At 72.9% G+C, this 11,265-nt stretch carries 8 protein-coding genes and 1 pseudogene; all 9 read right to left on the bottom strand.

All coding sequences use genetic code 11. The features are described from left to right. A pseudogene (locus ABZY13_RS31070) lies at positions 1-230 on the bottom strand (2-oxoglutarate ferredoxin oxidoreductase subunit alpha); the annotation flags it as partial. 97 nt (positions 231-327) lie between these two features. Beyond that, positions 328-1,587, bottom strand: coding sequence for a cation:proton antiporter (locus ABZY13_RS31065; protein ID WP_356636672.1), 1,260 nt, complete (start codon positions 1,585-1,587; stop codon positions 328-330). Positions 1,588-1,779: 192 nt separating this feature from the next. Continuing rightward, entirely contained in the window at positions 1,780-2,496 is a 717-nt protein-coding gene (locus ABZY13_RS31060) for a helix-turn-helix transcriptional regulator (RefSeq protein ID WP_356636670.1), read from the bottom strand. Between the two features lie 62 nt (positions 2,497-2,558). Continuing rightward, on the bottom strand, positions 2,559-3,632 hold the full coding sequence (locus tag ABZY13_RS31055) for a polyprenyl synthetase family protein (protein ID WP_356636668.1): 1,074 nt from the start codon (positions 3,630-3,632) through the stop codon (positions 2,559-2,561). Positions 3,633-3,773: 141 nt separating this feature from the next. Continuing rightward, a complete protein-coding gene (locus ABZY13_RS31050; protein ID WP_356636666.1) occupies positions 3,774-5,360 on the bottom strand; it encodes a class I adenylate-forming enzyme family protein in 1,587 nt (528 codons plus the stop codon). 200 nt (positions 5,361-5,560) lie between these two features. Beyond that, positions 5,561-6,715: a DegT/DnrJ/EryC1/StrS aminotransferase family protein gene (locus ABZY13_RS31045; protein WP_356636664.1), complete on the bottom strand. Its 1,155-nt coding sequence runs from the start codon at positions 6,713-6,715 to the stop codon at positions 5,561-5,563. A gap of 4 nt (positions 6,716-6,719) precedes the next feature. Continuing rightward, positions 6,720-7,277, bottom strand: a complete 558-nt coding sequence (locus ABZY13_RS31040; RefSeq protein ID WP_356636662.1) for a cupin domain-containing protein — start codon at positions 7,275-7,277, stop codon at positions 6,720-6,722. Continuing rightward, positions 7,274-8,350: a type III polyketide synthase gene (locus ABZY13_RS31035; protein ID WP_356636660.1), complete on the bottom strand. Its 1,077-nt coding sequence runs from the start codon at positions 8,348-8,350 to the stop codon at positions 7,274-7,276. The genes ABZY13_RS31040 and ABZY13_RS31035 overlap by 4 nt, the downstream gene beginning before the upstream one ends. Before the next feature lie 993 nt (positions 8,351-9,343). Next, the gene (locus tag ABZY13_RS31030) at positions 9,344-11,065 is read right to left on the bottom strand and encodes a cytochrome bc complex cytochrome b subunit (protein ID WP_356636658.1); all 1,722 of its coding nucleotides are present in this window, start codon (positions 11,063-11,065) and stop codon (positions 9,344-9,346) included. Positions 11,066-11,265: the final 200 nt, after the last annotated feature.

Below are 11,265 nucleotides of genomic sequence, written 5' to 3'. Positions count from 1 at the left end.
GCATCCCCCGGCGTCAGGATGTCATGATCGGCGAAATGCAGCTGGAACGACGACACCCCCGGCAAAGTCCCCGCAGGAGCCCGGATCTCCGCCGGGAAATTCGGCAGCGTCGACAGATCATTACCGAACGACGCCGTCTGGGACGTGAAACGGTCACCCGTCAACTGCATCCCGTCACCCGAGTCCCCCGCAAACCTGATGACCACCCGGTCGAGACGGCGGACCTCCCGGCCGTCCGGGGGCGGCGGGGCCGGGCGGGTGGCGGGTTCGCCGGCGGCGGGCGACGGGTGCGGCATGGGTGGGCTCCCGGGGAGGATTGGCGGTGTGTCAGGCGGGGGTGCCGACGGCTCCGGTGGTGCGTTCGGGCACGCCCGGGTCGCTGTTCCCGGGGCGGCCGAGGATCCAGTTCAGCAGCGGGCCCGTCATCGCGGTGGTGACCACGGCCATGACGACCATGAGGGAGTAGAGGTCCTGGCCGAGGAAGCCCAGTTGCAGGCCGACGTTCAGGACGATGAGTTCGGTCAGGCCGCGGGTGTTCATGAGGGTGGCCAGGGCGGCGGACTGCCGTGCGGGCATCCGGTTCAGGCGGGCGGCGGTGAAGGCGCCGGCGAACTTGCCGCCGACGGCCACCAGCAGGATCAGCGCGAGGGCGCCCAGGCTGCCGGTGTCCAGGCCGGACAGGTCCACCTGGAGGCCGGAGACGAGGAAGAACACCGGCAGGAGCAGGGCGCCGGTCATCTGGCCGAGGCGGTCGTGGACCTGGGTGCGCAGCCGTTCGGTGCCGGTGCGCGGCAGGATCGCGCCGAAGAGGAACGCGCCGAAGATGTAGTGCAGGCCGACCCATTCGGTGGCGGCGGCGGACAGCAGCAGTCCGGCCAGGACGCAGGCGAAGACGGTGGGGGTGAGTGTGAGGTCGGGCCGGCGGGCGGCGTAGCGGTGCAGCAGGGGCCGTACGGCGAAGAGCATGGCCAGCAGGTAGGGGGCGGCGAGCAGCATGCGCCACTGTTCGGCGCCGGCCGGGCCGCTGACGGCGACGACGGCGGCGAGCAGGACCCAGGCCAGGACGTCGCCGATGGCGGCGCAGGCCACGGCCATGGCGCCGAGGGGGGTGTGGGTCATGTGCCGGTCGGTGAGGATGCGGGCCAGGACGGGGAAGGCGGTGATGGCCATGCTGATGCCCATGAACAGCATGAACGCGGTCCTGTCGCCGGTGCCGTAGTCGTCGGCCAGGTGGAGTGCCAGGAGCATGCCCAGGCCGAAGGGCACGGCGATGGAGCTGAGCGAGACGGTGGTGGCGAGGCTTCCGTTGCCGCGCAGGAGGGCGGCGTCGATCTCCAGGCCGACGAGGAACATGAAGACCGCGACGCCGACCGCTGCCAGGGCGCCGAGCAGGGGCCGGATGTCGGTGGGGAAGAGGGCGTCGGAGGCCGCGCCGTTCCAGAGGGTGGGGCCCAGGGCGATGCCGGCGAGGACTTCGCCGACGACGGCGGGCTGGCCGAGCCGTCGGGCCAGGGCGCCGAGCAGGCGGGCCAGGAGCACGATGACGGCGAGGCCGAGGAGGAGGGAGGTGGTCTGGTGGGTGTCCATGCGTTCTGTCTCCGTAGGCCGGGTCCTTGCGTCGCGGTGGTGGGGCGGCGCGGACGGGCGGGCCCGGCGTGTCCGAGGTGGCGTGCCGGGCCCGCGGGCGGTGCGGGGCGGCTCGCGTGGTGTCGGGGTGGGGCCTGCGCGGCGGGAGGGCGGACGCCGGAAGAAGAAGGGGGGCCGGGGGGTGGCGGGGTGTCAGGCTGCCTGCTGCTGCGGGTCGATGCCGGAGAGGGCCGACAGGATCGGCGGGCGGGTCCAGTCCATCGGGGACAGGGTGATGTCCAGCGGCGGCCCTCCGCTGCTGTCCACGCGGACCGGGCCGGCGGTGGCCGTCAGCAGGGTGCGGTCCGGGCCGTGGGGGGCGACGGCGTGGATGTGCCAGGTGCCGGTGGGGACGTGGTCCAGGGTGAAGCGGCCCGGTGCGCGGGTGCTGCTCCAGCAGGCGGGGACGCCCTGGAGGATGGCGCCGTCGAAGGCTCCGACGTAGACGGCGGGGACGTGGGCGCCGGTGGTGCGCAGGATGCCGGTGACGGCGGCGGTGGGGCGGGTGGCCGGTGCGGGGCGGGGCGGGGCGGGCTGGGGGGTGCGGGCGGTGAGGGAGAGCCTGCGGTACTGGGTGGGTGACAGGCCGACCGATTCGGTGAAGCGGCGGGTGAAGCTGCCGCTGCTGCTGTAGCCGACGCGGGCGGAGATGTCGGCGACGGTGAGGGTGGTGCTCAGCAGCAGCCGTTTGGCCTCCTGGAGGCGTACGGCGCTCAGGAAGCGTCCCGGGGTGACGCCGGTGACCCGGCTGAAGACGCGCAGGAAGTGGTATTTGCTGACCATCGCGCTCTGGGCGAGGTCGTCGAGGGTCAGGGGTTCCCAGAAGCGTTCGCGGATCGTGGTGACGGCAGGCTGCACGAGGTGGTCCATGGGGGCTCCTGGTCGCGATGGTGAACCGGTGTGGAGCCCGCGAGCAGCCGGTGCGGGCCGGGTCAGTTGTCGCGGTAGGCGGCGCGGTGGGCCATGTCGGCCAGTTCGCTGCGCCACACGGGGTCCAGCGGGGCGGCGGCGATGGCGGCCTGGCCTTTTTCGACGAGGGCGGCGATGTGGCGTTCGACGTCCCCCGGCACGCCGGTGTCGGTCAGGCGGCGGTGGACCTCCTGGGGGGTGTGGCCGGGTTCGGTGACCAGGGTGTGGATGTTCTCGTCGCGCTGCATGGCCCAGCCCAGCAGCAGGGTCATCTTGTGCTGGCTGAAGTCCAGGCCGGTGGGCTTGCCGGTCTGGGCGGAGTCGCCGAAGGCGTCGAGGAGGTCGTCGCGGAGCTGGAAGGCCTCCCCCACCGCTTCGCCGTACTCGGTGAAGGCGGGGGCCAGGTCGGCGCGTCCGGCGCCGCCGGCGCCCATGACCAGCGGCCGGTGGATGGTGTAGCGGCCGGATTTGATCAGGGCGATCAGGCGGGAGAGGGCGGGGTCGACGCTGAACTCGGCGGCGGCGGCGACGTCGAGGCACTGGCCGATGTGCACTTCGGAGCGCAGCCGGTGCCATTCGGGGCGGACGCCGGGCGGTGCCTGGGCGACGAGTTCGTCGGAGTAGACCAGGGCGAGGTCGCCGATGAGGATGGCGAGGCCTTCGCCGAAGCGGCGTGCCTCGCCGCGCCAGCCGCTGCTGGTGTGCAGCTGGGAGTAGGCGGTGTGCACGGTGGGCTTGCCGCGGCGCTGGGCGGAGTTGTCGAGGATGTCGTCGTGGATGAGGGCGGAGACGTGGAGCATCTCCAGGCCGGCGGCGGCGGCGACGATGCCGGGGTCGTCGGGGTCGCCGCCGGCGGCGAGGTAGCCGGCGATGCAGAAGGCGGGCCGCAGGCGTTTGCCGCCGGAGACGACCACGTCGGTCAGGGTGTCGACGGCGGCGGCGGCGCGGGCGTCGACGCCGGCGTAGTGGGCGCGTTCGCCGGCCAGGAACGAGCGCAGTTTGTGCTCCACCCGCTGGAGCAGGTCATCGGTGATGCGGCGCGCGGAGGCGGCCGGCTCCTGGCCGGTGGCGGGCCAGGGGGTCACTTCGGTCGTCACTGCGATCTCCTCGGGGCGGGGCGTGGGAGCGCGTGCGGCGGCCCCGGGGCGCGGCCGGCAGGATGCGGCGCGCGCCCCGGGGCCGTGCGCCCGGGTGCGGGTGCGGTGTGCTGGTGTCGGCCCGCGCCGGGCGCGGGGCGGTCAGGTGCGGTGCCGGCTGAGTTCCTTGATCCGGTGGGACAGTTCGACCCGCTGGACCTTGAGGGTGGCGGTGCGCGGCAGTTCGGCCTGGGGGATCTGCAGGGGGTCGGCCAGCTGGGGGAAGTCGGCGACGGCCCAGCGCCAGCGGTCGATGTCCAGGGGCTTGTCGTCGTGGGTGCAGATGACCGGGACGGGCCGGGAGTCGGGGCCCTCGACGACGACGAGTTCGCTCAGTTCGTCGAGTTTGCCCAGGACGACGTCCTCGACCTCCAGGGAGCTGCGCACGCCGGAGATCATGTCGATCTCGCGGTCGAGCATGTGCAGGCAGCCCCAGCGGGTGCGGTAGCCGACGTCGCCGGTGCGCCACCATTCGCCGTTGCGGTTGGTGTCGTAGCGCTCCTGTTCGGCGTAGTAGGTCTTGGCCAGGCCGTCCCAGGCGACCTCGATGAAGCCGGGGTTGTGCTCGGACGGGGGGCGGCCGTTGCGGCTGACGACGCGGATGCGGGCGGCGCCGGCGGGCATGGCCCAGCCCACGCAGCGGCCGTTGGCCTTGTGGGCGGAGTGGCGGAAGTAGGCGCGGCCGACGGCGGGGCCGACCTCGCTCTGCCCGTAGATCTGGAAGAAGAACGCGCCGCGCCGGTGGGAGGCCTTGAGCAGCCGGCTCATGGTGCGCGGGTGGATGGCGTCGAAGGTGCTGGAGAAGACCTTCACCGATCCGAAGGGCATGCGGGGGTCCTCGGCCAGTTCCTCCCAGTCCATCAGGGAGTTGGGCAGGGCCTCGACGAGGACGGGCCGGTGGGCGATGAACTGCTCGGCGATCTCGCCGGGGTCGGACTCGCGCAGCAGCAGGACGGGGAATTCCTTGATCAGGGCCAGGGACATCGCCGCGACCATCCGTGAGTGCACGAACGGTATGTGGATGGCGACGGTCTCCTTCTTGCGCATCAGCGCCAGCAGCCGCCACTGGGGGATCAGGCGCAGGCCCTGGGTGCGGGGGGTGTGCACGACGAGTTTGGGGATGCCGGTGGTGCCGGAGGTGTGGGTGATGACGGCGGCCTCGTCGATGGGGCGGACCACGGGCCGCACCCGGGGGGAGCCGGCCAGGGCGTCCAGGGCGATCGCGCCGGGGCGTTCGCCGCCGACCGCGATGACCCGCTGGGTGAGGTCGGCCAGCGGCAGTTCGGCCAGCGCGTCGAGTTTGCGCACGTCGGTCAGGAGGCTGGGCCGCTCGACCCGCTTGAGCAGGGCGCCGACGGTCGCCGCGTCCAGGGCGGGCGAGAGCATGACCACGACCGCGCCGATGCGGGAGGCGGCGGACGCCAGCATCCAGATGTCGGCGTTGTGGGTCTTGTGGAGCACGACGTGCTCGTCGGGGCGCACGCCGGCCGCCCACAGCCGGGCTGCGAGGTCGTCGACGTGGGCGGCGTACTGGGCGACGGTCAGGCGGCGGCCCGCCTGGGGCAGGGCGTCCAGGTCGTGGTCCAGGACGATCGGCGTCGACCCGTTCACGGCGGCGGCCATCTCCGGCAGGAGGCCGATGTGCAGACCGCGCTTCTGGATCGATTTGTAGGCTGTGGAGCCTTTCATGGCGACTGTCTCCTTCGGGGCACGCTGCGTGGTCTACGGCGCACTGTGCGGGTCCGTGGCCGCCCCGCCCCGCCCGCGCCCGGGGCCGGCCGCGGCGGGCGCGGGCGGCGCACAGGGGCGGGTGGGGTGCGGGGAGTGGTGAGCGTAGGGGCGGGGCGTGGAGAACGGCTCGAACCGGCCGCCGGGGGCCGGCGGTGGTGTCAGGCGGCGCGGCGGGGGCCGGCGTGGGCGCGCAGCGCGGTGCGCAGGGCGGCGGCGACGCGTTCGACCTGGTCCTCGGTCAGTTCGGCGTGCATGGGGATGGCGAGGTTGCGGCGGAAGAGGTCGGCGGAGACGGGGCAGGTCTGCCCGCCGGCGAAGACGGGCTGGACGTGGGTGGCCCAGGTGCCGTGGCCGCAGCCGATGCCCTGGGCGCGCAGGTCGGTGGCAACAGCCGCCCGGTCCACGCTCTCGTCCAGGGTGACCATGTAGGACTGCCAGGCGTGGGTGCGGTCCTCGGGGACCGTGGGCACGGTGAGCAGTTCCTCGCCGGCGAGGAGTTCGGCGTACTGGGCGGCGACCGCGCTGCGCCGCTTGAGGAGTTCGCCGATGCGGCCGATCTGGACCTGGAGGATGGCCGCGGCGATGTCGGAGAGCTTGAAGTTGTAGCCGATCTCGGTGAACTGCGGTATGGGCAGGCCGACGACCTGCGCCTGGTCGAAGATGCTGCCGATGCCGAAGGAGGAGCGCAGGCGGGCGTCCTTGCCGATGTTCGCGTCGGCGGCGATCAGGGCGCCGCCCTCGCCGCTGGTGGCGCCCTTGCGGCCGTGGAAGGACAGGCAGGCCACCTCGGCCAGGGCGCCGGCCTCGCGGCCCTGGTAGGTCGCGCCGACCGCGCAGGCGGCGTCCTCGACGACGAACAGGCCGTGCCGGTCGGCGATGTCCTGCAGTTCCGTGTAGTCGGCGGGCATGCCGACGGTGTCGACGGCGATCATGCCGACGGTGCGGGGGCCGACGAGGTCGGCGACGGACTGCGGGTCGACGGTGCCGGTGTCGCGGCGCACGTCGGCGAAGACGGGGCGGGCGCCGACGTAGGCCACGGCGTGGGCGGGGGCGGGGAAGGTGTAGTCGGCGACGATGACCTCGTCGCCGGGCTTGACGCCCAGCGCGAGCATCGCCAGGTGCAGGGCGGCGCCGCAGTTGCTGACGGCGACGGCGTCGCCGGCGCCGTAGCGGGCCTTGAGCTGGGCCTCCAGCGCCTTGCCCCGCGGGCCCTGGCCGGCCGGCCAGCCGGAGGCGAACACCTCGGCCACCTGGGCCAGTTCCTCCTCCCCCAGGCTCGCGTGGACCAGGGGAATGGTGTCGTTGCTGCTCATCGCCTCACGCTCCGCGCTCGGGTGCCTGCTGGGAAGGGACGTGGGTGGGCGGCTCGTACCGCAGGGGGGTGAGCTGGTGGACGTCGTAGCGCCGGCGCATGTCCTCCACCGCGCTGGGGTCCACCGTGGTGCCCGCCGCCCAGATGTCGGCGATCTCCTCGAAGTAGTGCTCGTGGTAGGGCGAGGGGAAGCAGGTGAAGAGCATGCGGGCGGGCGCGTCGGAGGCGTTGCGGAAGGCGTGCGGGGTGCCGGTGGGCACGAACATGGAGGCGCCCTCGGTGGCGGTGACCGCCCGCTGCCCCTCGCTGGAGCGCCACTCGTGCCAGTTCTGCCCGGTGCGCTGCTCGGGTTCGAAGGCCAGCAGCTGCAGTTCGCCCTCCAGGACGTAGAAGAACTCCTGGGAGTCGTTGTGGACGTGCGCGCCGACGTCGAAGCCGGGCGGGACGACCACTTCGAAGACGGACACCGAGGAGCCGTCGGCGTGGGTGGCCTTGAAGGTCACCTCCTGGGCCTTGGTGACGAGCCTGCGGCCGCCGCCGGGCGGCAGGATCAGCCCGCTCATGCGGCGTTGCCCAGCGAGGCGGGGGTGTCCACGGCCCAGCGGCCCAGCGCCATCTCGGCGGTGATGCCGGGTCCGAAGCCGGCGATCAGGCCGGTGGCGTCGGGCTGGAGGGCGTCCTCCTCGAACAGGCGGCGGGCGGCGTCCAGGACGACGGCGCTGGCGATGTTGCCGTACTCGGTCAGCGTGGCCCAGCTGTGGCGGAAGACCTGCCGGTCGACCTCGAGGAACTTGGCGAGGTCGTCGAGGATGCGCGGCCCGCCGGCGTGGACGATGTAGAAGTCGAGCCGGCCGGCGTCCCAGCTGTGGTCCTTGGCGAACTCCCGCAGCACCGGCGCGAGCGGCTCCATCGTGCCCGGCACGCGGCGGTCCAGCTGGAAGTGGAAGCCGGTGTCGCGCACGTCGTAGGAGATCCAGTCCTCGGTGTTGGGGATGAGGTAGGAGGCGTTGCGTTCCAGCTGGATGCCGACGCCGCCGTTGCCGCGGACCACGGCGGCGGCGACCGCGTCGCCGAACAGGCCGTCCGACAGCAGCGAGCCGACGTCGTCGGCGTCGGGCTGGTAGCACAGCGAGCACAGTTCGCACGAGACGATCAGCACGTTGCTGCCCGGGTGGGCGGTGCAGAAGTCGTGGGCGCGGTTGACGGCCGCGCCGCCGGCGGCGCAGCCCAGCTGCGCGATGGGGATCTGGCGGGTCTCGGAGCGGAAGCCGAGCTTGTTGATGAGCCAGGCCGTCAGCGACGGCATCATGAACCCGGTGCACGACACGTAGATGATCGCGTCGATGTCACGGGCCGTCACCTCGGCGTTGAGCAGGGCCTGTTCGACGACCGCGGGGACCCGCTTCTTCGACTCCAGCTCGTAGATGCGGTTGCGTTCGGTGAATCCCGGGTGGCGCAGCGTCTGCTCGATGGGCTGGACGATATGCCGCTTCTGCACCCCCGTGTTCCGGATCAGCCGGAGCGCCAACGGGAGCTGCGGCTTTCCGCCGTGGACCCGTTCGGCGAATTGAAGAGTCTCTTCCATCGTGATGACGTATTCCGGCGCATTCACGGCGGGCTTGCATAGCCTAGGCATATCGGGGCTCTGCTTTCTCTAGGGTCTGCCGTCGGTACGTGAAGGGCCTTTCGCGCACCCGACGCCTCTGTGGTGCGCGCCGAGGAGGGCGGGCCGGGGTGCGGTGAGGGCGGGGTGCGGGCGCGCGGGACCGGCCGGGGCGGGCAGCCCGGGGCGCGGTCCGGCCGTGCCGGGCGGCCGGGGTGCTCGGGGCGCGGCACGGTACGGGCGCGGGGGTGCGGGGCGCGCCCGGCCGGGAGGGGAGAAAGGCGGGGCGGGCGGCGCGGGCGGCCGCGGGCCCGGGGGGAGAGAGGGGGGTGTGCGTCGCCCGGTGGCGCGGGTCCGCCGGAGCCGTGTGCGGCTGCGGGGGCGTCCCCGGGGCTGGTCTGCCGCCTGCCGGGCCGGCGGTGCGGCCCTCGGTCCACTGCTGCGCGTCACGTTTTGGGCAGGGGAGGCGTGCTGAAATAGTGACACGGCTGGCTTCTGTGCGCCAAGGGCCGCCAGAAGTGACGTGGATCACGTCGCCGTGGGGGCGGGTGCGGGTGCGGGGCGGCGGGCCGGGCGGGGTGAACCGGCCGGTCAGGGCGCGGTGTCGGGCGCCGGCGGCAGGACCGGGGCGGGTTCCGCAACGACGCGGGCGGCCTGCTCGCCGCGGGCGCCGGCCGGGGCGGCGCGGGGACGAGGACGGCGCCGGCCGGGGCGCGGGCCGCCAGGACGGGCCGGCGGTTCCGGGCGGCGGCCGTCACCACGGCGCGGGCGGTGCGGTCCGGCTGGGCGGCCGGCGGCGGCGCGGCGGGCGCGCCGCTGCCGGGCCGGGCCGCCGGGGGGCGGGTGAGGGACTCGGCGCCGGGAGCGGGCCGGGGGCGGGGCATCGGGTCTGCTCCTGGTGCCCGTGGACCGCCGTGCGGCGCATGCGAAACGGCGGCGGCGCGGGCGACCAACCTGTCGGTGGTCGCCCGCGCCGCCGCCGTATGCGGCTCAGGAGCCGGTTCCGCGGTGCCGTGCGGCGCCGGGTCAGTGGCCTTCCCGGTCCGCCCGTTCGGCTCCGGCCAGGCTCTTGGCGCCTGTCCCGGGGTGGCCGTTGGGGGAACCGTGGCCGTTCGCGGAGTGCTGGAAGTGCTCCAGTGCCTGGCGCATCTCCTGCACGGTGGGCTTGGCGATCTGCTCGCCGTACAGCCAGCGGCTGAGCCGGTAGCGCAGGATCTCCTTGCGGGCCTTGGGGTTGGGCACGCCGTCGCCGTCCGCCGTGGCGGGCGCCGGCAGCGGCTTGTAGTCCTCCTTGGACAGCAGCGCGTACTCCTGCCCGCGCTCGAGGCGTTCGTGGACCTCGACGAACTCGCCGTGCGGGAGCCGCTTGATGCGGCCGGTCTCGCGGCCGTGCAGGAGCTTGTCGCGGTCGCGGCGCTGCAGGCCCAGCGCGATCCGCTTGGCGATGACGTAGGTCGCCACCGGGACGACGAACACGCCGATGCGCACGGCCCAGGTGATGGAGTTCAGCGACAGGTCGAAGCGTTCGGCCAGGACGTCGTTGGCGCCGCCGAAGAACAGCACCATGTACAGGGCGATGAACGCGGAGCCGAACGCGGTGCGCGTGGGGTGGTCGCGCGGGCGGTCCAGCAGGTGGTGCTCGCGGCGGTCGCCGGTGACCCAGGCCTCCAGGAACGGCCAGCCGGCCAGGACCACGATCATCACGGTGGGCAGGATGACCGCCGGGATGATCACGCCCATGTTGACGGTGTAGCCGCCCCACATGACGAACTCCCAGGCGGGGAAGGCGCGCAGGGCGCCTTCGAGGAAGCCCATGTACCAGTCGGGCTGGGAGCCCTGGGAGATCTGGTCGGCGCGGTAGGGGCCGTAGGTCCACACCGGGTTGATCTGGGCGATGCCCGCCATCAGCGCGAGGGTGCCGGTGACCAGGAAGAAGAAGCCGCCGGCCTTGGCCGTGTAGTGCGGGTGCAGGGGCTGGCCGATGACGTTGTTCTCGGTGCGCGCGGCGCCCCGGAACTGGGTGTGCTTGTGGTAGAAGACCAGGATCAGGTGGACGGAGAGCAGGATGAACACCAGCGCCGGGATCAGCAGGATGTGCAGGCTGTAGATCCGGGGGATGACCTCGTGGCTGGGGAACTCGCCGCCGAACATCAGCATGTGGGCGTAGGTGCCCACCAGCGGGATGGCCAGGGTGATGCCGGAGGCGATGCGCAGGCCGGTGCCGGAGAGCAGGTCGTCGGGGAGCGAGTACCCCAGGAAGCCCTCGAGGGTGACCAGGATCAGCATGGTGAAGCCGATCAGCCAGTTCGCCTCGCGCGGCTTGCGGAACGAGCCGGTGAAGAAGTGGCGCATGGTGTGCAGGCACAGCGCGCCGATCATGATCAGGGCGGACCAGTGGTGCAGCTGGCGGATGAACAGGCCGCCGCGGATCTCGAAGCTGATGTCCACGGTCGAGGCGTAGGCCTGGGACATCCGCACGCCCTGCAGCGGCTCGTAGGAACCGTGGTAGACGGTCTCGGCCATGCTGGGGTCGAAGAAGAAGGTCAGCCAGGTGCCGGTGAGCAGCAGCATCACGAAGCTGTAGAGCGCTATCTCGCCGAACATGAAGGACCAGTGCTCGGGGAACACCTTGCGGACCAGGAACCGGAAGTGGTACAGGCCGAGCCGCCCGTCCGCCCAGTCGGCGATGCGCTCACCCTTGGGCACGTCGGTGCGTGTGCCCTGCGGCGCCGTTTCGGTCGTGCTCATACCCGCGCGCTCTCCCCTCGCCGCTCGGCCGTGTCAGGCACACCCGGGCCGGCCGGACGCCGGTCGGCGGTGGGGGCGGCCTGCCGCGGCGCAAGCGGGCCCGTGCCCTGGAGCAGCTGGAACGCTATCGATGCGGAATGCACTGGGACAACCGTCCTTGAGCCGGAGCCCTGCCGCAACTGTAGCCGTTCTCGAGTGAG

It is taken from the genome of Streptomyces sp. NPDC006610 (assembly GCF_040611575.1).
Classification (GTDB): Bacteria; Actinomycetota; Actinomycetes; order Streptomycetales; family Streptomycetaceae; genus Streptomyces.
Note: the sequence above shows the minus strand (reverse complement) of the source record. Positions and strands in the feature narration are given on the sequence as shown.

Excerpts from the sequence above, each read along its gene's own strand:
- ABZY13_RS31065 (WP_356636672.1), bottom strand. The coding sequence starts at position 1,587 with ATGGACACCCACCAGACCACCTCCCTCCTCCTCGGCCTCGCCGTCATC.
- ABZY13_RS31060 (WP_356636670.1), bottom strand. The coding sequence starts at position 2,496 with ATGGACCACCTCGTGCAGCCTGCCGTCACCACGATCCGCGAACGCTTC.
- ABZY13_RS31050 (WP_356636666.1), bottom strand. The coding sequence starts at position 5,360 with ATGAAAGGCTCCACAGCCTACAAATCGATCCAGAAGCGCGGTCTGCAC.
- ABZY13_RS31045 (WP_356636664.1), bottom strand. The coding sequence starts at position 6,715 with ATGAGCAGCAACGACACCATTCCCCTGGTCCACGCGAGCCTGGGGGAG.
- ABZY13_RS31040 (WP_356636662.1), bottom strand. The coding sequence starts at position 7,277 with ATGAGCGGGCTGATCCTGCCGCCCGGCGGCGGCCGCAGGCTCGTCACC.
- ABZY13_RS31035 (WP_356636660.1), bottom strand. The coding sequence starts at position 8,350 with ATGCCTAGGCTATGCAAGCCCGCCGTGAATGCGCCGGAATACGTCATC.
- ABZY13_RS31030 (WP_356636658.1), bottom strand. The coding sequence starts at position 11,065 with ATGAGCACGACCGAAACGGCGCCGCAGGGCACACGCACCGACGTGCCC.